Raw genomic sequence first — 24,377 nt, 5'->3', positions numbered from 1 at the left:
GGCCTTTCAGATCGTGGGGGTGGGTGGTTACGAGCGTACTTCGAGGAGCGGTACGAGCTGTTCCACCGGGGTCATCGAGCCGTGGTTGCCGACCATCAGGGACTCGTGGGGCTCGCGCTGGGAGGCGGTGATGACGACGTCGTCGCGGGCGGCGGCCACCACGTCGCCGATCCGGCCGTGCACCCGCTCGTCGATCCGGGGGCCGAACCAGCCCGCGGCGATCGCCTCCTCGCGGCCCGCCACCCAGAACTGCTCGCCGAGCACCTCGCGCCAGCAGGTCAGCACGTCGGAGGCGGCGCCCGGCACGGCGTACACATGGCGGGCCCGGCCCTCGCCGCCGAGCAGGGCGACGCCGGCGCGCAGCTCCCAGTCCTCGTCGAAGTCGATGCGGGACTGCTCGTCGAAGGGGATGTCGATCATGCCGTGGTCGGCCGTGACGTACAGGGCGGCGCGCGGCGGGAGCTGCTCGGCCAGGCGCTGGGCGAGCCGGTCTACGTACATCAGCTGACCGCGCCAGGCGTCCGAGTCGACACCGAAGCGGTGGCCCTTGCCGTCGACGTCGGAGTAGTACGTGTACACCAACGAGCGGTCGCCGGCGGCGAGTTGCTCCGCCGCCAGGTCCATGCGCTCCTCGCCGGAGAGCCGGCCGCGGAAGGTGCCGCCGCTGAGCGCGACCTTGGTGAGCGGGGTGTGCTCGAAGTCCGGCGAGGACACCTGGGCGGTGTGCACGCCCGCCCGGTCGGCGAGCTGGAAGACGGTGGGGTAGGGCTGCCAGGTGTGCGGGTCGGACCAGGGCTTCCAGCGGAGCTGGTTCATCAGGGCGCCGCTGTCGGGGTTGCGCACGGTGTAGCCGGGCAGCCCGTGCTCGCCGGGGGCGAGGCCGGTGCCGACCGAGGCCAGCGACGTCGCGGTGGTGGCGGGGAACCCGGCGGTCATGGGCCGGCCGGTGCCGCCGCGCGAGGTGGCGAGCAGCGCGTGCAGATAGGGCGCCTCGTCGGGGTGCGCCTTGATCTGCTCCCAGCCGAGGCCGTCGATCAGGAAGACGCAGTTGCGGTCGGCGGGCGCGAGTTCGGCGATGCGCGGCTCGAATCCGGGTACGCCCTGGCCGGCCACGAGGGTGGGCAGCAGATCGGCGAGCGATCCGGTGCCGTACTCGGGGACGGGTGCGGTGTCGAGGGCGAGGGGTTCGGGATCCTGCCAGGCGGGCAGCGCCATCAGCGGCCGGCCGCCGCGGTCGCCTCGGACAGCGCCTGTGCGAAGGCCAGGGTCTGGCGGACCGTGTCGGGGCCGTCGCCGGCCTCGCTGACGCGCAGGCTCAGATCGTCGGCGGTGGAGTTGCCGGTGTAGCCGTGGTCGGCGTCGCAGTTGGGGTCGCCGCAGGCGGCGGGCTCCAGGTCGATCCGGGCGACCGCGCCCCAGCCGATGGTCAGGACGACCTCGCGGGGCAGGGTGCCGGGCGTGTACGACTCGGGGTTGGCGACGACGCGGCTCATCACGACGGACGAGATCCGGCCGAGCTTCACGGACTCCGTGGAGGTGGTCGCGTACGGCGTCGGGGAGCTGGTGTCGGCGTTCTGTTCGTCGGTGTGGCTGACGATGAAACGGTTGTCCGTGAGCACCAGGACCGTCACATGACGGCGTACCTCGTTGGCGTCGAAGGTGGTCTCCTGGTGCACCAGGTACGACGCGATCGGTTCGCCCCCGACCGCGGCCTCCACCGCCTCGGCCACAAGGGCCGGGTAGTAGCCGCTGCGCTCGATCGCCGCGCGGAGCCCCTGGGTCGTCGTACCGGTCTTCGCCATGGGGTCCATCTTAAGCTCCCGCCGGGGGCGCACGGCCCGGCCGGGGCGCGGACGGGGCCCACTCAGTAGCTGGGCAGGCGTCGGGGGCCGAGGTCGGTGCGGGGCGGGGCGGGGGCCAGACGGACGGTCGCGCCGAGCACCGAGAGGCCCCGCTGGGCGACGATGACGGGCTCCAGACCCACCGCGACCACCTCGGGATGGTCGTCGACCAGCCGTGACACCCGAAGGAGCAGTTCTTCGAGGGCCGCGGTGTCGACCGGCGCGGACCCCCGCCAGCCGAACAGGAGCGGCGCCGTCCGGATGGACCTCAGCAGCTCCCGGGCATCCCGGTCGGTGGCCGGGATCAGCCGGTGGGCGGTGTCGCCGAGCAGCTCGGAGGCGGCGCCGGCCAGGCCGAAGGACAGCACCGCGCCGACCGCGGAGTCGATCGAGGCGCGCACGACGGTGTCCACCCCGCGCGGCACCATGGCCTGCACGACGGGCCCCAGCTCCTCGGGCTTGCCGAGGGCGGCCGTCAACTCGGCATATGCACGGGCGAGTTGGTGCTCGTCGGCGAGGTCGAGGCGTACGCCGCCGAGGTCGGGGCGGTGGCGCAGGTGCGGGGCGGTGGTCTTGAGGGCCACCGGATAGCCGAGGCGGGCCGCCGCCTCGGCGGCGCGCTCCGGGTCGGGCGCGGGCAGGGTGGGGCGCAGGGGGATCCCGTACCGGCCGAGCAGTTCCCCGGCGTCCTCGGCGGTCAGGGTGGTGCCGCGGGCGTCGGGAGCGGGGCCGAGGATGCGGTCGATCAGGGCGGCGGCGCCCGGCTCGTCGATGTCGTCGTACTCCCCCGCCCTGCCGGGCTCGGCGGCCTCGCGCCGCCAGCGGGCGTAGCGGACCGCCTCGGCCAGCGCGCGGACCGCTCTCTCCGCGGCGGGGTAGGCGGGAATGCGGGTGGCCTCACGGGGCGGGGGTGGGTCGTTCTCCGGCTGCCCGCCGGCGGGGCCGCCAGGGGCTCCGCCCCCGGACCCCCGCTCGGCAGACGCCGGAGGGGCTGGATGGTGCGGCGCTGGTTGAGCCGGGGCAGAAGAGAGCGATGGAGTCGGCCTGACCGTGCGGGCCGCCGCCGAAAGGGCCTCGGCCAGGCCGCCGATTTCCACGTGGACCACCGCGACCGGCTTCGCGGGCGCGGCGGAGGCCGCCTCGCGCAGGGCGTCCGCGAGGACCTGCCCGTCGCCGGACTCCAGCGTTCCGCTCTCGCCGACCCAGGGGATGGCGGTCACCACGACCGCGTCGCAGGCGTCGTCGGCCAGGGCCGATGCGAGCGCGGCCCGGAAGTCCGCCGGGGTCGCGCCGGTCGTCAGGTCGAGCGGCCGCAGCGGACGCAGGCCCTCGGTCAGGCAGGCGTCGTACGTCAGCAGTCCCAGCGATTCGGAGTTGCCGAGGATCGCCACGCGCGGGCCGGCCGGCAGCGGCTGGCCCGCGAGCAGCAGGCCCGCGTCCACGAGCTCGGTGACGGTGCCGACCAGGATGACGCCCGCCTGGCGCAGCAGCGCCGAGACCGTGGCGTCCGGCACCTTCGTCACCGGGACGGCGTGGCCCGGCGGAGTGGTGCCGCTGTGCCGGCCGCCCTTGACGACCACGACGGGCTTCGCGGCGGCGGTACGGCGGGCCAGGCGGGTGAACTTGCGCGGGTTGCCGATGGACTCCAGGTACAGCAGCACCACATCGGTGTCGGGGTCCTCGTGCCAGTACTGGAGGAAGTCGTTGCCCGACAGGTCCGCGCGGTTGCCGGAGGAGATGAACGTGGACAGGCCCGCGCCGCGCCGGTAGAGGCCCGACAGGAGAGCGATGCCGATGGCGCCGGACTGGGTGAACAGGCCGATGCGGCCGGCCGGCGGCGCCTCGGGGGCGAGCGAGGCGTTGAGGCGCACCCCGGGCGCGGTGTTGATCACCCCGAAGGCGTTGGGGCCGATCAGGCGCATCCCGTAACTGCGGGCCTGGCGGACCAGGGCGCGCTGGCGCTCGCGGCCGCCCTCGCCGCTCTCCGCGTAGTCGGCGGACAGGACGACCAGGCTCTGGACGCCGTGCTCGCCGCAGTCCGCGACGGCCTCGGGCACCCGTTCGGCGGGCACCGCGAGGATCGCCAGGTCCACCGGTTCGCCGATCGCGCCGACGGAGGCATGGGCCGGGACGCCCTCGATCTCGTGCGTCCCGGGGCCGAGCGCCTTGTTCACCGCGTAGGTGCGTCCGGTGAAACCGGCGTCCAGGACGTTGCGCAGCACCGCGCGGCCGACCCCGCCCGGGGCCCGGCCGGCGCCGACGACCGCGAGCGAGCCGGGTGTGAGCAGGCGCTGCACGGAGCGCGCCTCGGCGCGGTGCTCACGGGCGCGCTGCACGGCGAGCGACTCGGCGGTGGGCTCCAGATCGAGGGTGAGATGGACCGAGCCGTCCTCGAAGGACCGCTTCTGCTGATAGCCGGCGTCCGTGAACACCTTGATCATCTTGCTGTTGGCGGGCAGCACCTCGGCCGCGAACCGTCTGATCCCGCGCTCGCGGGCGACCGCCGCGATGTGTTCGAGCAGCGTGGAGGCGACGCCCCGGCCCTGGTGGGCGTCCTGCACCAGGAAGGCGACCTCGGCCTCGTCGGCGGGCGCGGAGGCCGGGCGGCCCTGGGCGTTGATCCGGTCGTAGCGGACGGTCGCGATGAACTCGCCGCCGACGGTGGCCGCGAGACCGACCCGGTCGACGTAGTCGTGATGGGTGAAGCGGTGGACGTCCTTGGCGGAGAGCCGGGGGTAGGGCGCGAAGAAGCGGTAGTACTTCGACTCGTCCGAGACCAGCTCGTAGAAGGAGACCAGGCGCTCGGCGTCCTCGGTGGTGATGGGCCTGATGCGCGCGGTGCCGCCGTCGCGGAGCACCACGTCGGCCTCCCAGTGAGCGGGGTACGCGGGGTCGGACGCCGTCGTCATACCGAAAGCGTACGGGTCGCGGGCCCGTACGCGCCGGGGCAAGGTGGGGAGGGCCGATCGGCGGCACACTGGGGCCTAAGGTCGGTACGAGCACCGCACACCCCGTGAGAGACTGGTCTAGACAACCGTCAGAGATTTCGAAGGGCAACACCATGGCTGAGCGCCGCGTCAACGTCGGCTGGGCCGAGGGCCTGCACGCCCGCCCCGCGTCCATCTTCGTCCGTGCCGCCACGGCTGCCGGAGTCCCCATGACGATCGCCAAGGCCGACGGCAACCCGGTCAACGCCGCGTCCATGCTCGCGGTGCTCGGTCTGGGTGCGCAGGGCGGCGAGGAGATCGTGCTGGCCTCCGACGCCGAGGGCGCGGACGCCGCGCTGGACCGGCTGGCCAAGCTGGTCGCCGAGGGCCTTGAGGAGCTCCCCGAGACCGTCTGATCCGGTCGGCACACGCCGTCGGCGGCACACCGAAGGGCCGCGGAACCCGCATTGGGGTTCCGCGGCCGTTCTGTTTTCCCGTGGATTCCGGTGCGGCCGCATCGATTGCCTCTTTCGGGGCGGCCCATGAAGGGAACGCGGGCCCCTGAAGGAAACGTGCGCCCGCCCCGGCACGGCCATGCGGCTTTACGGGCGGAGGAATTCGGCTTTCCGGGCAGCACAATGCAGCGCTGATCGATCGCCTTCTTGTATACGGCTCCGCCGTTAAGCGCGGGCACTCGCCGTGTTGACGGGATGTTGCGGAGTTCTCACGGGTGGCGCCGCGCGCAGCCGATGGGCGGAAAAGGACCGCTCGGCGGCGAGCGCCGTGAGCGAGCGGGCGCGTTCGGCGTCGCCGCGGGTCACCGCGTCGGTGATGGCGCCGAGTTCGGCCCACGCCTCGGTGGGGCTCGCCGGCGTCTCGACCGCGTACATCCAGGCGACCTTGTGCCGCAGCTGCGTGAGCATCGCGATGAGCCCCGGGCTCGCGGAGGCCTGGGCGAGCGTCTCGTGGTACCAGCCGCCGAGCGAGCGCAGATCCTCGCCCTGGCCGCGCCTGGCCCGGTCCTGACCCAGCCTCACCAGGCCGCGCAGCACCTTGAGATGGGCCTCGGTGCGCCGGCGTGCGGCCCGCGCGGCGGCCAACGGCTCCAGCAGGACGCGCAGTTCGAGGAGATCGGCGGCCTCCACGTCGGTCGGCTCGGCCACACAGGCGCCGGCGTGTCTGCGGGTGGTCACGAACCCCTCGGACTCCAGGGTGCGCAGCGCCTCACGGACCGGGACACGGGAGACGCCGTAACGGCGGGCCAGGACTTCCTCGGTGAGCCGGCCGCCGCGCTCGAAGACACCCGTGACGATGTCGTCGCGTATGGCCGTGCATACCGAATGCGCCGGAATGCGCATGGCGAACCTCCGCTTCATTCCCCGCGGAACGCGGTCGACCAAGGCTTTTTCGCGACTCTATTGCAGGCCCTGTTAATTCCACGTGACGGGCCGGAACCAGGGGATATCTTTTGGCCAATGCCGAAGGCCCCCGGCTCGGTGCCGGGGGCCTTCGGGATGCGCGGAGTGCGCCGGGGGGCGGCTCAGACGCTGACGCCGTGCGAGCGCAGATAGGCGATCGGGTCGATGTCCGTGCCGTACTCCGGCCCGGTGCGGGCCTCGAAGTGCAGGTGCGGGCCGGTGGTGTTGCCGGTGTTGCCCGACAGGGCGATCTGCTGGCCGGGCTCGACGGACTGGCCGACGGAGACCTGGATGACCGACAGGTGGCCGTACTGGGTGTAGGTGCCGTCGTGCATCCGGATCACGATGTTGTTGCCGTAGGCACCCCCGTCACCGGCCTCGACGACGGTGCCGAGACCCACCGCGTGGACCGAAGTGCCGATCCCCGCATGGAAGTCGATGCCGGTGTGGCTGCCGGAGGACCACAGCGATCCGCCGGACTTGTAGCCGGTGGACACATAGCTGCCGGATATGGGCGCCACGAACGTGTTGAGGCGCTTGCGCTCCGCCTCGCGCGCGGCGCGCTCCTTGGCCTCGCGCGCCTCCTGGGCGCGCTGCTCGGCCTTGCGCTTGGCGGCGGCCTCGGCCTCGGCCTGCGCCCGCGCCTTCGCGGCGGCCTGCTTCTGCGCGTCGGCCTGGGCACCGAGCTGGTCGGCGATCGAGTCGCCGATGACGATGGCCTGGCTGAGACCGGTGTCGGTGGTGCTGCTCGGGGCGGCGACGGCCGGGGAGGCGAGGGTGCCTACGACTCCGGCGGTGGCCAGGGTGGCGATGCCCGCGATGTTCGCGCTGCGGCGCGTCATTCGGCTGGGCGCGCGGTGCTTCCCGGTGGCACGGGTGAACGCCATGTAGCGGCGGTGTCCTTTCCTTCCATCTCGCCTACCGGGTTAGCTGACGGGTTCGGAGCAGGAAGGTCTCCTACGGGCTCCTCCGCGGGCGGAGGGGTCCGATTCACCCCAGGGACTGAGTGGGTCCCCGGCTCCCCTGGCTCGCGCCATCGGGGACTCGGCGATCACTGACCGGTGCCGCGGCTGCGACGGGTGGTGACGGACAGCGGGACCGACGCTAAACGTCTCGTCTTTCAATCACCAAACACACACAGGTTTTTGTAGCGCACGCCACATGACAGACAGGCAACCTCCCCAATAAACCGGACATACGGGAGGACCCCGGCGGCTCAGGCGCCTCCGGGGTCCTCCGTGTCCTCGTCCGTCCCGGCCCGCTCGGCGGCCCCGGGACCTCAATCAGCCCGTGACGACGGTGACTTCACCGATCCCGAGCGCCTTGACCGGCTCCGCGATCTGCGCCGCGTCACCGACCAGGACCGTGACGAGCCGGTCGGCCGGGAAGGCGTTGACGACGGCCGCCGTCGCCTCCACGGTGCCGGTGTCCGCGAGCTGGGCGTACAACTGGGCCTGGTAGTCGTCCGGAAGGAACTGCTCGACCTGGTCGGCCAGCGTCCCGGCGACGGCCGCCGCGGTCTCGTACTTCAGCGGCGCGACGCCCACCAGGTTCTGCACGGCCGTCTCGCGCTCGGCGTCCGTGAGGCCCTCCGCGGCGAGCTTGCGCAGCACCTTCCACAGGTCGTCCAGGGCGGGGCCGGTGTTCGGGGTGTCGACCGAGCCGGTGATGGCGAGCATCGAGGCGCCGCCGTCCGGACCCGAGCGCAGCACCTGGCCGAAGGACCGCACCCCGTAGGTGTAGCCCTTCTCCTCGCGCAGCACCCGGTCGAGCCGCGAGGTCAGGGTGCCGCCGAGGCAGTACGTGCCGAGCACCTGGGCCGCCCAGACCCGGTCGTGGCGGTCGGGGCCGATGCGGCCGATGAGCAGCTGCGTCTGGACCGCGCCCGGGCGGTCCACGATGACGACCCGGCCGCGGTCGTCGGCGGTGATCGGCGGAACCGGGCGCGGCTCGGCGGTGTTGCCGGTCCAGTCGCCCAGGGTGTCCGCGAGGATCGCGTCGAGGTCGGTGCCCGCCAGGTCGCCCACCACCACGGTGACGGCCGTCGAGGGGCGCACATGCGCCTCGTAGAAGGCACGCACCGCGGCCGCGTCGATGGCGGCGACGGTCTCCTCGGTGCCCTGGCGCGGCCGGGACATGCGCGAGGAGGCCGGGAAGAGCTCCTTGGCGAGCTGCTTGGCGGCGCGGCGGGCCGGGTTGGCCTGCTCGTGCGGGATCTCGTCGAGCCGGTTGCGCACCAGGCGCTCGATCTCGGAGTCGGCGAACGCGGGGGCCCGCAGCGCCTCGGCGAGCAGCGAGAGCGCCTTCGGCAGCCGGGAGACCGGCACTTCGAGGGAGACCCGCAGGCCCGGGTGGTCGGCGTGCGCGTCGAGCGTGGCGCCGCAGCGCTCCAGCTCGGCGGCGAACTCCTCGGCCGAGTGCTTGTCGGTGCCCTCGGTCAGGGCGCGCGCCATGATCGTGGCGACGCCGTCCAGGCCCTCGGGCTCGGCGTCCAGCGGAGCCGCGAGGAAGACCTCGACGGCGACGACCTGCTGGCCCGGCCGGTGGCAGCGCAGCACGGTCATGCCGTTGCCGAGCGTGCCGCGCTCGGGGGCCGGGAAGGCCCACGGGGTCGCGGGGCCCGCGGCCGGCTGCGGGTGGAACTCCATGGTCACGACAGCGTCCGTCACTGGCCCGCCTCTTCCTCTTCGTTGCCTGCCTCGGGTGCCGCGGTGGGCTCGTACACCAGGACCGCCCGGTTGTCGGGGCGCAGCGTCGCGGCGGCGACCGCCTGGACCTCCTCGGCGGTGATGTCAAGGACGCGGTCCACCGCGGTCAGGGCGAGCTGCGGGTCGCCGAACAGGACGGCGTAGCGGCACAGTTCGTCGGCGCGGCCCGCCACGGTGCCGAGCCGGTCGAGCCATTCGCGCTCCAACTGGGCCTGGGCGCGCTCCATCTCCTCCGCGGTCGGGCCCTCGGCCGCGAACCGCGCGAGCTCGTCGTCGACCGCGGTCTCGATGTCCTCGACCTCGACACCGCCGGACGTCTTGACGTCGAGCCAGCCGAGCGAGGGCGCGCCGGCCAGGCGCAGCAGGCCGAAGCCCGCGGCCACCGCGGTGCGGTCGCGGCGGACCAAGCGGTTGTGCAGCCGGGAGGACTCGCCGCCGCCGAGGACGGTCAGCGCCAGGTCGGCCGCGTCCGCCTCGCGGGTGCCGTCGTGGGGCAGCCGGTAGGCGGCCATCAGGGCGCGCGCCGGGACGTCCTCCTCGACGACCTCGCGCAGCTGCCCGCCGATGGTGTCGGGCAGCGAGCCGTCGCGCGGCGGCTGCTTGCCGTCGTGGCCGGGGATGGAGCCGAAGTACTTCTCCACCCAGGCCAGCGTCTGCTCCGGGTCGATGTCGCCGACCACGGAGAGCACCGCGTTGTTGGGCGCGTAGTACGTGCGGAAGAAGTTCCGCGCGTCCTCCAGGGTCGCCGCGTCCAGATCGGCCATCGAGCCGATCGGCGTGTGGTGGTAGGGGTGGCCCTCCGGGTAGGCGAGCGCCGTCAGCTTCTCGAAGGCGGTGCCGTAGGGGACGTTGTCGTAGCGCTGGCGGCGCTCGTTCTTGACGACGTCGCGCTGGTTGTCCATCGACTGCTCGTCCAGCGCGGCGAGCAGCGAGCCCATGCGGTCGGCCTCCAGCCAGAGCGCGAGCTCGACCTGGTGGGCGGGCATGGTCTCGAAGTAGTTGGTGCGCTCGAAGCTGGTGGTGCCGTTCAGCGAACCGCCCGCACCCTGCACCAGCTCGAAGTGGCCGTTGCCGTGCACCTGGTGGGAGCCCTGGAACATGAGGTGCTCGAAGAGGTGGGCGAGGCCGGTGCGGCCCTTGACCTCGTGGCGCGAGCCGACGTCGTACCAGAGGCACACCGCCGCGACCGGGGTCAGGTGGTCCTCGGAGAGCACCACGCGCAGGCCGTTGGCCAGTCGGTGCTCAGTCGCTGTCAGACCGCCGGAGCCGGCCTGCGCGGTGGCCGTGTGACCCATGGGCATGTACGTCCCTTCGTTCGCGATGTGCAGTACCGCTGTGTGAAGTACTGGCGGGAGAACCCTTACGTAAAGAAGTCCTGCCACTGTATGCAAGCGCGCGGGCACCTGGCGAAGTTCCCGGGTCGCGGTCGGCGTTGTCAGTGGGACGGTCCACAATGGTCGGCATCAGAGATCCGATCCGGTACGTGAAGGAGCAGCAGCCGCGATGGCCCGCCGCAGCACGAAGACCCCGCCGCCGCCCGACGACTTCGAGGAGCGGATCCTCGACATCGACGTCGTCGACGAGATGCAGGGCTCCTTCCTTGAGTACGCGTACTCCGTGATCTACTCGCGGGCCCTGCCGGACGCACGGGACGGAATGAAGCCCGTCCAGCGCCGGATCGTCTACCAGATGAACGAGATGGGCCTGCGCCCCGACCGGGGCTATGTGAAGTGCGCCCGGGTCGTCGGCGAGGTGATGGGCAAGCTGCACCCGCACGGCGACGCCTCCATCTACGACGCCCTGGTGCGCATGGCCCAGCCGTTCTCCATGCGGCTTCCGCTGGTCAACGGCCACGGCAACTTCGGCTCGCTCGGCAACGACGACCCGCCGGCCGCCATGCGGTACACCGAGTGCAAGATGGCCGACGCCACCTCGCTCATGACGGAGTCCATCGACGAGGACACGGTCGACTTCGCCTCGAACTACGACGGCCAGGAGCAGGAGCCGGTGGCCCTGCCGGCCGCCTATCCCAATCTGCTGGTGAACGGCTCCTCCGGGATCGCGGTCGGCATGGCGACCAACATGCCGCCGCACAACCTCGGCGAGGTCATCGCGGCGGCCCGCCATCTGATCCGGCACCCGCAGGCCGACCTGGAGGCGCTGATGCGCTTCGTGCCGGGCCCCGACCTGCCGACCGGCGGGCGCATCGTGGGCCTGGGCGGGATCAAGGACGCCTACGAGTCGGGCCGCGGCACCTTCAAGATCCGCGCCACCGCCTCGGTGGAGAACGTGACGGCCCGCCGCAAGGGCCTGGTCGTCACCGAGCTGCCGTTCACGGTCGGCCCGGAGAAGGTCATCTCCAAGATCAAGGACCTGGTCGGCTCGAAGAAGCTCCAGGGCATCGCCGATGTGAAGGACCTGACCGACCGCTCGCACGGCCTGCGTCTGGTCATCGAGATCAAGAACGGCTTCGTGCCGGAGGCCGTCCTGGAGCAGCTCTACAAGCTGACGCCGATGGAGGAGTCCTTCGGCATCAACAACGTGGCCCTGGTGGACGGCCAGCCGCTCACGCTCGGCCTCAAGGAGCTCCTGGAGGTCTACCTCGACCACCGCTTCACCGTGGTGCGCCGGCGCAGCGAGTTCCGCCGCACCAAGCGCCGGGACCGGCTGCACCTGGTCGAGGGCCTGCTGGTCGCCCTGGTCGACATCGACGAGGTCATCAGGATCATCCGGTCGAGTGACAACTCGGCGCAGGCGAAGGAGCGGCTCATCGAGCACTTCTCGCTGAGCGAGATCCAGACGCAGTACATCCTGGACACCCCGCTGCGCCGCCTCACCAGGTTCGACCGGATCGAGCTGGAGAGCGAGCGCGACCGGCTGACCGGCGAGATCGACGAGCTGACCGGGATCCTGGACTCGGACGGCGAACTGCGCAAGCTGGTCTCGGCCGAACTGGCCGCGGTGGCCAAGAAGTTCAGCACCGACCGGCGCACGGTCCTGCTGGAGTCGGCGGGCGCCCCGATCGCGGCCGTGGCCCTGGAGGTCGCGGACGACCCGTGCCGGGTGCTGCTCTCCTCGACGGGCCTGCTGGCCCGCACCGCGGGCAGTGAGCCGTTCGTGGCCGGCGAGGAGGACAAGCGGGTCAAGCACGATGTGATCGTCTCGGCCGTGCCCGCCACCCAGCGCGGCGACGTGGGTGTGGTGACGTCCACCGGGCGGCTGCTGAGGCTGGCGGTGATCGACCTGCCGCAGCTCCCGGACACGGCCTCCGCGCCCAACCTGTCGGGCGGCGCCCCGATCTCGGAGTTCCTGTCCTCCCTGGAGCCGGACGAGACGGTGGTCTGCCTGACCACGCTCGACGAGTCCTCGCCCGGCCTCGCGATCGGCACCGAGCAGGGCGTCGTCAAGCGCGTCGTGCCCGACTACCCGGCGAACAAGGACGAGTTGGAGGTCATCACCCTCAAGGACGGTGACCGGATCGTGGGCGCGGCCGAGCTGCGCACCGGCGAGGAGGACCTGGTCTTCATCACCGACGACGCCCAGCTCCTGCGCTACCAGGCGAGCCAGGTGCGCCCGCAGGGCCGGGCCGCGGGCGGCATGGCCGGCATCAAGCTGACCGACGGCGCCAAGGTGATCTCGTTCACGGCGGTCGACCCGGCCGGCGACGCGGTGGTGTTCTCGGTGGCCGGTTCGGGGGCGACGCTGCTCGGCGACGCGGCGGTGTCGGCGAAGCTGACGCCGTTCGATCAGTATCCGCGCAAGGGCCGGGCCACCGGCGGTGTGCGCTGCCAGCGGTTCCTGAAGGGCGAGGACAAGCTGGTCCTGGCCTGGGCGGGCCCGGCCCCGGCCCGCGCCGCCCAGACCAACGGCACCCCGGCCCAGCTCCCGGAGATCGACCCGCGCCGCGACGGCTCGGGCACCCCGCTGCCCTCCCCCGTGGCGGTCCTGGCGGGGCCCTCCTCGTAACACGGGAAGCGGCACCGCCGGGCGCCAACTAGTCGACGGGACCGGGGAGTTCGGCGAACTCCCCGGCCTCTTCCCGTCCCCCGGCCCCTTCCCGTCCCCAGGCCGCTGCCGGTTCCCCGCCCTCTGCCGGGCCCTCGGGCTCGGGCACATACCGCAGGACGCCCCACATCGCGTGTTCGGCGGGGGTCTCGTCCGGGCGGTCGCTGACACAGCCGGCGAGCTGGGCCTCCAGGGCGGGCGCGTCGATGCCGGCGCCGATGAGGACGAGCTCGGTGCGGTGCCCCGGTCCGGGCGGCCACGGCTCGGGGTGGAAGCGCAGGAACCGGCCGACCGCGTGCAGGCCGTAGCGGTTGCGGGGGTCGGCCGCGCCGAAGTCGATGAAGCCCTTGATGCGGTAGAGGCCCTCGGGCCGGGTGTCGAGGAAGGCCATCAGGCGGCGCGGGTCCAGGGGCACGTCCGAGGTGAAGGCGACGGATTCGTATCCGGCGTGCAGATGGTCGTGTCCGCGGCAGCCCCGGTGGCCCTCGGCGCACTCCCCCGGTGCGGGGGTGTCGTCCAGGAGGTCGTCGAAGGCGAGCTGGCCGACCCGCTCGGTGACGGGCCGCCGGTCGAAGAACAGCTCCGGGTCGACCCTGCCGTACGCGGACTCCACCACCGCGGCCGCCGTCGCGAGCGAGGCCCGCAGCCGGGCCAGGTCCGCCGCGTCCACCCGGTCCGTCTTGTTGAGCACCACCAGGTCGGCGACGCCCAGGTGCCGCTCGATCTCGGGGTGCTTGTCCCGGGTGGTGTCGTACTCCGCCGCGTCCACGACCTCGACCAGGCCCCCGTACACGATGCGCGGGTTCTCGCTGGCGAGCAGCATCTTCACGAGTTCCTGGGGCTCGGCGAGGCCGCTCGCCTCGATGACGATCACGTCGAGGCGGGCGGCGGGCCGGGTGAGCCGGTCCAGGTAGACGTCGAGTTCGCTCGCGTCCACGGCGCAGCACAGACAGCCGTTGCCGAGCGAGACGGTGGAGTCGCCGAGCTGTCCGGCCACCGTCATGGCGTCGATCTCGATGGACCCGAAGTCATTGACGATGGCGCCGATCCGGGTGCCCCGGCAGGCCCGGAGCAGATGGTTGAGCAGGGTGGTCTTGCCCGAGCCGAGGAAGCCCGCGAGGACGATGACGGGGATCTGCTTGCTCGGGCTGTTCACCTGGGGCCTTCCTCAGACTGCGGGTACGGGCTGCGGCGGGGGCGGGCCCACATAGCGGGCCGCCGGACGAATGATCTTCGAGTCCGCCGACTGCTCCAGGATATTGGCGCTCCAGCCGACCACCCGGGCGGCGCAGAAGGTGGGCGTGAACATCTCGCGGGGCAGCCCGCACAGCTCCATGACCACCCCGGCGTAGAACTCGACGTTGGTGTGCAGCTCGCGGCCCGGCTTGAGTTCGGCCAGGATCGCCTCGACCTGGCGCTCCACCTCGACCGCGAAGGTCACGAGCGGCCCGCCGAAGCCCTCCGCGATCCCGCGCAGCATGCGGGAGCGGGGGTCCTCGGTGCGGTAGACCGGATGCCCGAAGCCCATGATCCGGTCGCCGGCCAGGACGCGCTCGCGGATCCAGCCGTCGATGCGGTCCGGGGTGCCGATCGCGTCCAGGGTGTCCAGGGCGCGGCTGGGGGCGCCGCCGTGCAGCGGCCCGGAGAGCGCGCCGACCGCGGCCACCAGGCTCGCCGCGACATCGGCGCCGGTGGAGGCGACGACCCGGGCGGTGAAGGTGGAGGCGTTGAAGCCGTGGTCGACGGTGGAGATCAGGTACTGCTCGACGGCGCGGACCCGCTCGGGTTCGGCCTCGTAACCGGCCAGCGTGTAGAGGTAGTTGGCGGCGTACGAGAGGTCGTCGCGCGGCTCGACGGGTTCGAGCCCCCGGCCGAGCCGGTGCAGCGCGGTGAGCAGGGTGGGCACGGCGGCGCAGGCGGCCAGCGCGTCCTCGGCGCGCCGGGTGGCGTCCAGGTCGTACACCGGCCGGAAGCCCTTGGCCGCGCCGAGCAGCGAGAGCGCGGTGCGCAGCCCGGCGAGCGGGCCGGACGGGGCGCCGGTGCGGGCGATGCCGGGGAGCGCCCGGCGCACGCCGTCGGGCAGGTGGCGCAGCGCGGCGGTGCGGGCGGTGAAGGCGGCTCGGGCCTCCGTGTCGGGCAGTTCGCCGTGGAACATCAGGTGCCAGACGTCCTCGAAGCTGCGGCGCTCGGCGAGCTCGACGGCGGAGTACTGGCGGTAGTGGTAGAAGCCCTCGCGGCCGCGGACGTCGCCGAGTCCGGTGTCCGTGACGACGACGCCCGCGAGCCCGCGGGGTACCGCGGCGGGGGCGGTGATGGTGCCGGCCATGGGGATGCCTCCTTCAGTTCCTCATGTTGACTTGACTGTCTATGATTGACTCCGAAGCTGTCAATGTTGATTGAATCAATACGGATCGGGATGGCTGATGCGATGGATACGGTGACCCCATGACGGATCAGGCACGGCTCACCACCCGCGAGGCGGCGGAGCGGCTCGGCGTGAAGCCCGAGACGGTCTACGCCTATGTCAGCCGCGGCCAGCTGAGCAGTGAGCGCGCCCCGGGCGGCCGGGGCTCGACCTTCGACGCCCGGGAGGTCGACGCGCTCGCCCGGCGCGGCGCCCGCCGGGAGCCGGCCGGGGCGGCCCCGGGTGGCGAGCTGTCCTTCCGCACCGCCCTCACCCTCATCGACAAGGACCACTACTACTTCCGCGGCGTGGACGCGGTCCAGCTCGCCACCGCCTACGGCTTCGAGGAGGTCGCGGGGTGGGTGTGGACCGGGGAGCTCACCCATGGCCTCCGCTTCACCGCCCCCCGGCCGTTCCTGGAGGCGGCCCGCCGCGCCGTCGACGCGCTGCCCGCGCACAGCGGCGCGATGGACCGGCTCAGGGTGGCGGCGGTCGCGGTCTCGGCGGCCGACCCGCTGCGCTTCGACCTGGACCCCGCGGCGGTGCTCGGCTGCGCCCGTACGCTGATCCCGACCCTGGTCGGCGCCCTGCCGGCGGTGGGCCCGGGGGGCGGGGACGAGGGACGCCTGGCCCGGCAGCTGTGGCGGCGACTGACCTCCCAAGAAGCTGATGAGTCGTCAATCCGGTTGCTGGATACGGCTCTTGCCCTGCTCATCGACCACGACCTGGCCGCCTCCACGCTCGCCGTCCGCGTCGCGGCCTCCGCCCGGGCCCATCCCTACGCCGTCGTCTCGGCGGGGCTCGGCGCGCTGGAGGGGCCCCTGCACGGCGCCGCGAGCGGGCTGGCCCACCGCACCCTGGCCGAGGTGCTCGAACGCGGCGGCGCGGCCCCGGTCGTCGCCGACCATCTGCGCTCCGGCCGGCGCGTGCCCGGTCTCGGACACCGGCTGTATCCGGGCGAAGACCCGCGCGCCCAGGCCCTGTTCGCACTCCTGGAGGCGATCCCGCAGGCCGCCGACGCACTGGCCGCCGCCCGCGATGTCGTCGAGACGACGGCCCGGCACACCGCGCTGCACGCCAACGTGGACCTGGCGCTCGCCGTCATGAGCGTCGCGTTCGGCATGCCGGCCGAGGCGGGCGAGACCGTGTTCGCGGTGGCCCGCACGGCCGGCTGGATCGCCCATGCCCTGGAGGAGTACGCGGAGCGCCCGCTCAGGATGCGCCCGAGCGGGCACTACACCGGCCCGCGCCCGCCGCGCGCCCTGCCCGCCTGAACGGACCGGGTGCCCCGGCCGACGCCGTGGAGCGCGTCGGCCGGGGCACCCGGCTTCGGATCCTCCCGGCGCAGGACACCGGGTCGGGCGGGGTCAGGGCGCGTACGCCTCGAACTCGCTGAACTGGGCGGCCGGCCAGCCGGTGTTGGCCGTCACCGTGAGCCGCAGATAGCGGGTGCTGGTGCCGGCGGGCAGGCTGATGGCGACCTGGTTGCCGGTGGCCGGGTCGAAGGTGCAGCCACGGCTCGCGACGAGCTGTCCGTAGGTGCCGTTGTCGGCGCTGCCGAGCACGGAGAGCGTCTGGGTGCGGGCGCCCCAGGCGGTCGCGGGCGGCAGTTTCAGGACCAGCTTGCCGACGGCCCGCACCGAGCCCAGGTCGACGGTGATCGACTGCGGGAAGGCGTTGTTGGCGCTCTCCCAGTAGGTGTTGGCGTCGCCGTCGACGGCCTTGGCCGCGTCGTAGACCTGGGTGTGCGAGGTCTCGGCGACCGGGCGGCCCTTGGCGAGGTCGGGGTCGGCGGGCGGGCTGCTCGGCGGCGGCGAACTCGGCCCGGTGGGCGGCGGGCTGGTCGGGGGTGTGGTGCCGCCGCCGTGGTGGTAGTTGGGCGCCGGCCACTCGCCGCAGTAGGTGGCGGGCAGCTTGCCGTTCCAGCCGGAGTTGCCCGCACCCTGGGTGAGGGCGAGGTTGCCGCCGAGGCAGCTGTAGACCGGCTCGGAGAACCCGAGGTTCTTCGCGGTGACCCCGGTCATGCTGAGCTGGGCCGGATCGTTGAACTGGAGGGCGAAGGTGCCGGTGCCGTCGATGTTGACGTTGGTGAAGTTGACGCCCTTGGTGGTGCCGGACACGAAGTGGATGGCCGCGTAGGAGCTGTCCAGGATGTCGGTGTCGGTCACGTTCACCGTCGCCTTGTCCATGGTGCTGTTGCGCGAGTCGAACCACACCGCGCCGATCGGGAACGGCCAGCCGAGGTCCGCGTTGCCGGCCCGGATGGTGGTGTTGCGGGCCAGCGTGATGGTGCCCTGGACATCGGTTCCGCTGCCCGGATTGACGCCGTCGAACCGGTTGCCGACGTGCAGACCGCCGCCGTTGGTGACGGTGTCCGCGACCACGTTGTCGGTCGCCGCGTTGTCCCTGCCGCCGTACAGCGCGATGTTGTTGGCGAGGACGGGCGCCACCACGGTGTTGTTCTTGAACGTGTTGTTGGCGTCGGTCACGGTGTCGGACCACATGGCGAGCCCGTCGTCACCGGTGTTGCGCAGGAAGGTGTTCTCCACCGATGAATGGGTCACCCCCCAGTGGAAGTTGACGCCGTCGGCCGTCTGGTCCAGGATCCGGCTGTTCTTGATGTGGAAGTCGTCCATGGGGCCGTCCATCCAGGCCCCGACCTTGGTGTGCTGGAGCCACACATCGTCGACGGTGGAGTTGCTGAGCGCCCCGCCGATCCCGTTGACCTGGTCCTCGTCCACGCGCTCGGTGATCTCGCCGATCAGCGCGAAGTCCTTCAGGACGACATTGCGGCTGGGCCCGCCCGACTCGTAGGGGCGGATGCCGCCCTTGTAGCCGCCGCCGCTCACGTACTTGCCGTAGATCCCGGCGGCCCGGGTGCGGTCGGTGGAGCTGCGGCCCGTGAGCACCGAGTACCAGGGGCCGGCCCCGGCCAGCGTCACCTGGTCGACCACCACATGGTCGGTGAGCTTGAAGGTGCCGGACGGGATGTAGACCGCCTTGCCCTGTGCCTTGCCCGCGTCGACCGCCTGCTGGAAGGCGGAGGTCGAGTCGGCGGCGCCGCTCGCGTCCGCCCCGTAGTCCGTCACCGAGAGCGAGCCCGCGGGGCGGGCGATCGGGTCCGGGACGAGCTCGAAGTCGGCGAGGTCGACCACGGCCCAGGGGGTCGCGCTGGTGGAGGGCAGGGTGACCCGGACCTTCGAGCCCGCGGGCAGGGTCTTGCCGAAGAGGGTGCGGGTCTCGTCGTAGAAGTGGTGCGGCTTGTCGCCCGGCTGGTTCTGGAAGGGGTAACTCCCGTAGAACCAGCCGTACTTGGAGGTGAAGGTGAGGTCCTTCAGCTTGGTCCCGCCCGAGCTGAGCTCGACCGGTGCGCTGATGCCGGTGCCGGCCGCGTTGTCCGGGACGCTGTAGCGGATGTCCACGGCGTTGGCGGGCGCGGTGAGGGTGAACTCGACGTACTGGCCGGCCGCGTCCAGCCGCACCGCGCTGCGGCCCGAGGCCTCCGAGGGCAGCGAGGTGTAGGTGCGGTCGGGGCCGATCACCGTGCCGTTGGTGGCGGCGGCCTCCGCCTCCAGCTCGGTGAACGGCACGGTGGCGCCGCGCCCGGCGACGGCCAGCGGGGACAGCGGGGCGGACTCGGCGGCCGACGCGGAGGCGCCGCCGCCCAGTCCGACCGCGCCGAGCGCGAGGACACAGGCGAGCGCCGCGACCGCGGCGGCGGCCCGCCCGGCGGACGAGGTGCGCCGGACGGGCGCGGTCGGCGGTGGTGGGGGCTCCTGGGGTGCGGCACCGATCGCGGCTCTAATCATGCCCATGACAGTCCTTCCTTCGTGGGGTGGAAGCGGGGATTCGTGGGGCGGAAGCGCAGATTCCTTCCTCGGACCTCGGAGTGGCACGGGATCGGACATCGTGCGAACAGCGGTCAGGCGCGCAGCCACACCGCTGTGTCCTGGGGCAGCAGCCCGTCGGCCAGTGGGCCGCTCGCGAGGAGCAGGGCGCGGTGGGCGGGCAGCGGGACCGGCTCGGCGGCGAGGTTGACCACACAGCACAGACCGTCCTCGCGGGCGAAGGCGAGCACCCCCTCCGGAGCCTCCAGCCACGTCAACCCGCCGTCGCCGAAGCCTGGTTGGCTGCGCCGCAGGAGCAGGGCGCGGCGGTAGAGGGCGAGCATGGAGGACGGGTCGCCGCCCTGCCGGTCGGCGGCGTAGCGCGCCCAGTCGCCGGGCTGCGGCAGCCAGGGCGTGGCCCATGGCTCGGCCGTCCAGGGCAGCGGAACGCGGCAGCCGTCCCGGCCCGGGTCCACCCCGCCGGACCGGAAGTGCATCGGGTCCTGGATGCGGTCGAGCGGGATGTCGGCCTCGGGCAGGCCCAGTTCCTCGCCCTGGTAGAGGTAGACCGAGCCGGGCAGGGCGAGCGAGAGCAGGGCCGCGGCGCGCGCCCTGCGGGTGCCGAGGTCCAGGTCGGTGGGGGTGCCGAAGCGCTTGGCGGCGAAGTCGAAGCCGGTGTCGGTACGGCCGTAGCGGGTGACCGTGCGGGTCACGTCGTGGTTGCACAGCACCCAGGTGGCGGGCGCGCCGACCGGGGCGTGCTCGGCGAGCGTGTCGTCGATGGAGGCGCGCAGCCGCGCCGCGTCCCAAGGGCACGTCAGGAAGGTGAAGTTGAAGGCGGTGTGCAGCTCGTCGGGGCGCAGATAGCGGGCGAAGCGCTCGCTGTCGGGCAGCCACACCTCGCCGACGAACACCGCCCCGTACTCGTCGGCCACCGCCCGCCAGGAGCGGTAGACGTCGTGGAGTTCGTCGCGGTCGATGTAGGGGTGGCGGTCGGTGCCCTCGACGAACTCGGGCAATTCGGGGTCCTTGGCGAGCAGCGCCGCCGAGTCGATCCGTACGCCGGCCACGCCCCGCTCGAACCAGAACCGCAGCACGTCCTCGTGCTCCCGGCGGACCGCCGGGTGGGCCCAGTTGAGGTCGGGCTGCTGGGGGGTGAACAGATGCAGGTACCACTCGCCGTCCTCGACCCGGGTCCAGGTCTCGCCCGCGAACTGCGACGGCCAGGCGTTGGGCGGCAGTTCGCCGTGTTCGCCGCGGCCGGGCCGGAAGTGGAAGAGCTCCCGTTCGGGGCTGCCGGGTCCGGCGGCCAGCGCCGCCCGGAACCAGGGGTGCTGGTCCGACAGGTGGTTGGGCACGATGTCGACGATGGTGCGGATGCCGAGCCCGCGTGCCTCGACGATCAGCTTCTCGGCCTCGGCCATGGTGCCGAACGCGGGGTCGATGGCCCGGTAGTCCGCCACGTCGTAGCCGCCGTCGGCGAGCGGGGAGAGGTACCAGGGCGTGAACCACAGGGCGTCGACGCCCAGTTCGGCGAGGTAGGGCAGCTTCGCCCGGACGCCCGCGAGATCGCCGGTGCCGTCGCCGTCTCCGTCGGCGAAGCTGCGTACGTAGACCTGGTAGATGGCGGCCGAGCGCCACCAGTCGTCGCTTGTGTGGGCTGCCACGTGACGGTCCTTTCGGGCAGGTGGGGTCCCGCCGCCGGCCCCGTCGTTCAGCGGGGGCATGGTGGGTGGGGCCGGCGGCGGAGTGCGGGGTGGGCGGTTGCGGGCGTCAGCCCTTGAGGCCGCCCGCGGTGAGACCGCTCATGATGTTGCGCTGGAACACGATGAAGATGAGCAGGGTGGGGATCGACGCCATGGCGAGGGCGGCCGTGAGCCAGTTCTCGGGGACGCCCTGGGCGAGCGAGTAGATGCCCACGTTGAGGGTCTGCTTGGCGGGGTCGGGCAGGGTGAGCATCGGCCAGAGGAAGTCCTTCCAGACGCCGACCACCGCGAAGATGGAGACGACGCCCAGGATCGGCCGGGAGATGGGCAGCACCACCGAGCGCAGGGTGCGCAGCGGTGAGGCCCCGTCGATGGACGCGGCGTCCAGGAGCTCGCGCGGGATCGAGTCGAAGAACCGCTTGAGCAGGAAGATGTTGAAGGCGTTGGTGACGGACGGCAGCCAGATCGCCCACGGGGTGTTGAGCAGGTTCCGCTTGAAGATCGGCACGTCGAGCACGGTCAGGTACTGCGGTACGACCAGGACGGCGGCCGGGATCATGAGGGTGGCCAGCATCATGCCGAGGATCGCCTTGCCGAACACCGGCCGCAGCTTGGACAGCGAGTAGGCGGCGGCCACGTCGAGGACGAGCTGGAAGGCGAGCGCGCCGAACGCGTACCAGAGCGTGTTGAGCAGCAGCTTGGCGAAGTCCGTCACGCGCCAGGCGTTGCTGAAGTTGTCGGTGTGCACGCCGTGCGGGACCAGGGTCGGCGGGATGCGGGTGAACTCCTCCGTGGATTTCAGCCCGTTGACGGCCATCCAGTACAGCGGCCCGACGAAGACGAGGGTGAACAGGAGCATGACGAGGCCGAAGACGGTCCAGTAGACGACCTTGCCCCGGGTGCGGCCGAGGGTGGCCGGTGAGATGAGTGTGCGTGTCGACATGGGGTCCTCAGTCCGTGTTCCAGTCGTCTTGCTGCGGAGGGGGCGCACGGGGGTCCGACGAGGTGCCGCGTGCCCCCAAGGGGCGCGGGGAACTGCGCGACCGGCCCCGGACGGCCCGCAGCCGAAACCCTCACGTCCGGCGGAGCTAGCCGTCGCTGTCCCGGCTCAGGCGCACGTACATCGCCGAGAAGCCGGCGAGCAGGACGAGCAGGCACAGGCCGAGGGCAGCGGCGCCGCCGTAGTTGTTGAAGTTGAAGGCGTACTGGTAGATGAGGTAGACCACCGTCGTCGTGGAGCCCTCGGGGCCCGCGCCGTTGGTGAGCAGGAACGGCTCGGTGAAGACCTGCATCGTCGCGATGATCTGCATCAGGAACATCAGCGAGAGCACGAGCCGGGTCTGCGGCACGGTGACGTGCCAGATCTTGCGCAGCAGCCCGGCGCCGTCGAGTTCGGCGGCCTCGTACAGCTCGCCGGGTATGCCCTGGAGGGCGGCGAGGTAGACGAGGGTGGCGCTGCCCATGTTCATCCAGGTCGCGGCGATCACCACCGACAGCATCGCGGTGTCGGTGGACTGGAGCCACTGCTGCGCGGGCAGCCCGAACAGCTCGAAGATCCGGTTGAACAGGCCGTACCCGGGGTCGTAGAAGTACTTGAAGAGCAGCACCGAGGCGACCGGCGGGAGCATCACCGGGAGGTAGACGAGGAGCCTCAAGTAGCCCTGGCCGTGCCGGAATTCATTGAGCAGCACGGCCACCAGGAACGGCAGCACGAAGCCGAGGATCAGGGCGAGGCCGGTGAAGAGCAGCGTGTTGCGCCAGGCCTGCCAGAACGCCGGGTCGTGGAAGACGTAGGAGAGGTTGGACCAGCCGGCCCAGGTGGTGCGGCCGTCCTTCGTCTTCTGGAAGGCGAGCAGGAACTCCCGCACCATCGGGTACCAGGAGAAGAACGCGAAGCAGAGCACGGCGCCGATCAGGAAGCCGTGCGCGGTGAGGTTGCGCCGCAGCGCTCGGGCGAATCCGCTCTGCCTGGGCAGCTCGGCGCCCGGGTGCGGCCGGGTCGCTTCCCGGGTGGGCAGTGTGGAGGCCGACATCGTCACTCCTGAATCCGGGGCGGGCGGGGCCGGAGGGTGTGACTCCGGCCCCTGCCGCCGTGCGCGCTACTGGTTCGCCAGGACCTGGTCGACCTGCGTCTGGGCGGTCGAGAGCAGCTTGGCGATGTCGGCGTCCTTGTTGGTGAGCACCGCGGACATCGCGTTGTCGAGGACCTTGTAGACCTCCTGCGCCTTCGGCGGCTCGGCCTTGCCCGGGATCGGGTTGGCGAGGTACGGCGCGAAGTTGGCGACCGGCATGGTGGCGTTGTCGGTGCGCGACTTGAGGTCGGCGGCCTTGACGTCACCGGTGAAGAAGTTGGGCTGCGGCACTCCGACGGGCAGCTGGTCGGCCTTGGTACGGGCCCACTCGAACTGGCCCTTGCCGGGGCTGAGGTTCTTGAAGTTGAGCCAGGCGATCGCGGCCTTGATCTTGTCGGGCGAGCTGCCCTGCTTGATCATGTAGCCGTTGCCGCCGGTGAGCGTGGCCTTGCCGCCGGGGATCGGGCCCATGCCGAAGTTCTCGTACTTGGCGCCGAGTTGCTGGACCATGTACGCGATGTCGTCGGGTGCGGCCAGGAACATGCCGAGCTTGTCGGCGGTGATCTGCTTCTGGAGGTCGCCCCACTTCAGAAGCTGGGTCTTGCTCATGCTCTGATCGGTCCAGCGCATGTCGTGCAGCTGCTGGAGGACCTGCTTGCCGGTGGCGTTGTCGAAGGCGGCCTTGCCGTCGCTGCCGACCACATCGCCGCCGAGGCTGTACACCGCGGCGGTGAAGTGCCAGCCGCCGGTGTTCTCGGCGCTGTAGTCGCCGTAGCCGTAGACGCCGTTCCCGAGTCTGGCGATCGCCTGCGAGTCGGTGCGGACCTCCTCCCAGGTGGTGGGCGGCTTGTCGGGGTCGAGCCCAGCCTGCTTGAACAGCTTCCGGTTGATCATGATGCCCATCTGGTAATTGCTGGTGGGCAGGCCGTACATCTTGCCGTCCTTCTTGTACACCCCCATCACGGCCGGGTCGATGCTGTTCAGGGCGGGGACGGACTTGTCGGTGACGTAGGCCGAGATGTCGGCGGCGCCGTTGTTGTCCAGGACCTGCTGGAGATCGGTGAAGTACGAGTAGAAGACGTCGGGTTGGGACTTCGCCTTCAGCGCGGCGGTGAAGCGCGGGGGCTCCTCGCACTGTCCGGGTGTCGACTTACCGATGATCTTGACGTTCGGGTACGTCTGGTTGAACGTCGCGACGTCCTGCTTCCACTCCTTCAGCTCGGCGGCCTTCGCGGCCGGCGGCATGCAGTCGATGGTGAGGTCCACCTTGGTCTTCGGGTCGAGCGGGGCCGCGGGGTCACTCGATCCGGTGCCGGGCTTGCTGTCGCCGTTGCCGCTGTCGCTGCTGCTGGTTCCGCAGGCGGCGAGGGCGGTGAGGGCGAGGGCGCCGGCCAGGGCGCCGACGGCGCCGCGGCGTATCTGTCGTGCGGGGCTGAACGAGGTGCGTCTCATCGGAGGACCCCTTCGGG

The 24,377-nt window shown here is 71.9% G+C and carries 17 protein-coding genes and 1 riboswitch; of the genes, 3 read left to right on the top strand and 14 right to left on the bottom strand.

The features are described 5' to 3' along the window. Positions 1–27: 27 nt before the first annotated feature. The 3 genes from CG740_RS16570 to CG740_RS16560 form a co-directional block, all read right to left on the bottom strand. Positions 28–1,215: an alkaline phosphatase family protein gene (locus CG740_RS16570; RefSeq protein WP_100575909.1), complete on the bottom strand. Its 1,188-nt coding sequence runs from the start codon at positions 1,213–1,215 to the stop codon at positions 28–30. Then, positions 1,215–1,802, bottom strand: a complete 588-nt coding sequence (locus CG740_RS16565; protein WP_100576078.1) for a DUF5998 family protein — start codon at positions 1,800–1,802, stop codon at positions 1,215–1,217. Before CG740_RS16565 ends, CG740_RS16570 begins: the two co-directional genes overlap by 1 nt. A 62-nt stretch (positions 1,803–1,864) precedes the next feature. Continuing rightward, positions 1,865–4,750 carry a bifunctional acetate--CoA ligase family protein/GNAT family N-acetyltransferase gene (locus tag CG740_RS16560; RefSeq protein WP_100575908.1) on the bottom strand — a complete coding sequence of 962 codons (2,886 nt, stop codon included), beginning with the start codon at positions 4,748–4,750 and terminating at the stop codon, positions 1,865–1,867. 152 nt (positions 4,751–4,902) lie between these two features. Here CG740_RS16560 and CG740_RS16555 point away from each other — a divergent pair, with 152 nt between their 5' ends. After that, positions 4,903–5,184 (top strand): HPr family phosphocarrier protein, encoded by a 282-nt coding sequence (locus tag CG740_RS16555; RefSeq protein ID WP_100575907.1) that lies wholly within the window; start codon positions 4,903–4,905, stop codon positions 5,182–5,184. A 264-nt stretch (positions 5,185–5,448) separates the two neighbouring features. On the opposite strand, the gene CG740_RS16550 is transcribed toward CG740_RS16555, so the two are convergent. The 4 genes from CG740_RS16550 to CG740_RS16535 form a co-directional block, all read right to left on the bottom strand. Continuing rightward, complete coding sequence (locus CG740_RS16550) at positions 5,449–6,126, bottom strand: GntR family transcriptional regulator (RefSeq protein ID WP_100575906.1); 678 nt, start codon at positions 6,124–6,126, stop codon at positions 5,449–5,451. A gap of 182 nt (positions 6,127–6,308) precedes the next feature. Continuing rightward, positions 6,309–7,073, bottom strand: coding sequence for a M23 family metallopeptidase (locus tag CG740_RS16545; protein ID WP_100575905.1), 765 nt, complete (start codon positions 7,071–7,073; stop codon positions 6,309–6,311). A gap of 13 nt (positions 7,074–7,086) precedes the next feature. After that, positions 7,087–7,246, bottom strand: a riboswitch (cyclic di-AMP (ydaO/yuaA leader). Between the two features lie 223 nt (positions 7,247–7,469). Continuing rightward, positions 7,470–8,834, bottom strand: a complete 1,365-nt coding sequence (locus CG740_RS16540) for a M16 family metallopeptidase (RefSeq protein WP_199846486.1) — start codon at positions 8,832–8,834, stop codon at positions 7,470–7,472. A 17-nt stretch (positions 8,835–8,851) separates the two neighbouring features. Beyond that, positions 8,852–10,189, bottom strand: a complete 1,338-nt coding sequence (locus CG740_RS16535; protein ID WP_100575903.1) for a M16 family metallopeptidase — start codon at positions 10,187–10,189, stop codon at positions 8,852–8,854. Positions 10,190–10,397: 208 nt separating this feature from the next. Between CG740_RS16535 and CG740_RS16530 the strand changes: the two genes are divergently transcribed. After that, on the top strand, positions 10,398–12,860 hold the full coding sequence (locus CG740_RS16530) for a DNA gyrase/topoisomerase IV subunit A (protein WP_100575902.1): 2,463 nt from the start codon (positions 10,398–10,400) through the stop codon (positions 12,858–12,860). 28 nt (positions 12,861–12,888) lie between these two features. On the opposite strand, the gene CG740_RS16525 is transcribed toward CG740_RS16530, so the two are convergent. Then, the gene (locus CG740_RS16525; protein WP_100575901.1) at positions 12,889–14,055 is read right to left on the bottom strand and encodes a CobW family GTP-binding protein; all 1,167 of its coding nucleotides are present in this window, start codon (positions 14,053–14,055) and stop codon (positions 12,889–12,891) included. A gap of 12 nt (positions 14,056–14,067) precedes the next feature. Then, entirely contained in the window at positions 14,068–15,225 is a 1,158-nt protein-coding gene (locus tag CG740_RS16520; RefSeq protein ID WP_100575900.1) for a citrate synthase, read from the bottom strand. A gap of 119 nt (positions 15,226–15,344) precedes the next feature. Between CG740_RS16520 and CG740_RS16515 the strand changes: the two genes are divergently transcribed. Next, positions 15,345–16,577: a citrate synthase gene (locus CG740_RS16515; protein WP_100575899.1), complete on the top strand. Its 1,233-nt coding sequence runs from the start codon at positions 15,345–15,347 to the stop codon at positions 16,575–16,577. A 93-nt stretch (positions 16,578–16,670) separates the two neighbouring features. On the opposite strand, the gene CG740_RS16510 is transcribed toward CG740_RS16515, so the two are convergent. From CG740_RS16510 to CG740_RS16490, 5 genes are all read right to left on the bottom strand, one after another. Continuing rightward, positions 16,671–19,118 carry a discoidin domain-containing protein gene (locus CG740_RS16510; protein WP_234376293.1) on the bottom strand — a complete coding sequence of 816 codons (2,448 nt, stop codon included), beginning with the start codon at positions 19,116–19,118 and terminating at the stop codon, positions 16,671–16,673. A gap of 107 nt (positions 19,119–19,225) precedes the next feature. Next, positions 19,226–20,857, bottom strand: a complete 1,632-nt coding sequence (locus CG740_RS16505) for a glycoside hydrolase family 13 protein (RefSeq protein WP_199846474.1) — start codon at positions 20,855–20,857, stop codon at positions 19,226–19,228. A gap of 46 nt (positions 20,858–20,903) precedes the next feature. Further along, positions 20,904–21,779, bottom strand: coding sequence for a carbohydrate ABC transporter permease (locus CG740_RS16500; RefSeq protein ID WP_100575897.1), 876 nt, complete (start codon positions 21,777–21,779; stop codon positions 20,904–20,906). Positions 21,780–21,924: 145 nt separating this feature from the next. Further along, positions 21,925–22,869, bottom strand: a complete 945-nt coding sequence (locus CG740_RS16495) for a carbohydrate ABC transporter permease (RefSeq protein WP_100575896.1) — start codon at positions 22,867–22,869, stop codon at positions 21,925–21,927. Between the two features lie 66 nt (positions 22,870–22,935). Then, positions 22,936–24,360, bottom strand: coding sequence for an extracellular solute-binding protein (locus CG740_RS16490; protein ID WP_100575895.1), 1,425 nt, complete (start codon positions 24,358–24,360; stop codon positions 22,936–22,938). Positions 24,361–24,377 lie beyond the last annotated feature (17 nt).

It is taken from the genome of Streptomyces sp. CB01201 (genome assembly GCF_002803085.1).
GTDB classification, from domain to species: domain Bacteria; phylum Actinomycetota; class Actinomycetes; order Streptomycetales; family Streptomycetaceae; genus Streptomyces; species Streptomyces hundungensis.
This window is presented reverse-complemented; position numbering and strand designations above follow the sequence as displayed.

What these genes read in the sequence shown, in the direction of transcription:
- CG740_RS16500 (WP_100575897.1), bottom strand. Translation starts at nt 21,779, where the DNA reads ATGTCGACACGCACACTCATCTCACCGGCCACCCTCGGCCGCACCCGG.
- CG740_RS16530 (WP_100575902.1), top strand. Translation starts at nt 10,398, where the DNA reads ATGGCCCGCCGCAGCACGAAGACCCCGCCGCCGCCCGACGACTTCGAG.
- CG740_RS16550 (WP_100575906.1), bottom strand. Translation starts at nt 6,126, where the DNA reads ATGCGCATTCCGGCGCATTCGGTATGCACGGCCATACGCGACGACATC.
- CG740_RS16490 (WP_100575895.1), bottom strand. Translation starts at nt 24,360, where the DNA reads ATGAGACGCACCTCGTTCAGCCCCGCACGACAGATACGCCGCGGCGCC.
- CG740_RS16570 (WP_100575909.1), bottom strand. Translation starts at nt 1,215, where the DNA reads ATGGCGCTGCCCGCCTGGCAGGATCCCGAACCCCTCGCCCTCGACACC.
- CG740_RS16565 (WP_100576078.1), bottom strand. Translation starts at nt 1,802, where the DNA reads ATGGCGAAGACCGGTACGACGACCCAGGGGCTCCGCGCGGCGATCGAG.
- CG740_RS16545 (WP_100575905.1), bottom strand. Translation starts at nt 7,073, where the DNA reads ATGGCGTTCACCCGTGCCACCGGGAAGCACCGCGCGCCCAGCCGAATG.
- CG740_RS16510 (WP_234376293.1), bottom strand. Translation starts at nt 19,118, where the DNA reads ATGGGCATGATTAGAGCCGCGATCGGTGCCGCACCCCAGGAGCCCCCA.
- CG740_RS16555 (WP_100575907.1), top strand. Translation starts at nt 4,903, where the DNA reads ATGGCTGAGCGCCGCGTCAACGTCGGCTGGGCCGAGGGCCTGCACGCC.
- CG740_RS16540 (WP_199846486.1), bottom strand. Translation starts at nt 8,834, where the DNA reads ATGGAGTTCCACCCGCAGCCGGCCGCGGGCCCCGCGACCCCGTGGGCC.
- CG740_RS16505 (WP_199846474.1), bottom strand. Translation starts at nt 20,857, where the DNA reads ATGCCCCCGCTGAACGACGGGGCCGGCGGCGGGACCCCACCTGCCCGA.
- CG740_RS16515 (WP_100575899.1), top strand. Translation starts at nt 15,345, where the DNA reads ATGACGGATCAGGCACGGCTCACCACCCGCGAGGCGGCGGAGCGGCTC.
- CG740_RS16520 (WP_100575900.1), bottom strand. Translation starts at nt 15,225, where the DNA reads ATGGCCGGCACCATCACCGCCCCCGCCGCGGTACCCCGCGGGCTCGCG.
- CG740_RS16535 (WP_100575903.1), bottom strand. Translation starts at nt 10,189, where the DNA reads ATGGGTCACACGGCCACCGCGCAGGCCGGCTCCGGCGGTCTGACAGCG.
- CG740_RS16495 (WP_100575896.1), bottom strand. Translation starts at nt 22,869, where the DNA reads ATGTCGGCCTCCACACTGCCCACCCGGGAAGCGACCCGGCCGCACCCG.
- CG740_RS16560 (WP_100575908.1), bottom strand. Translation starts at nt 4,750, where the DNA reads ATGACGACGGCGTCCGACCCCGCGTACCCCGCTCACTGGGAGGCCGAC.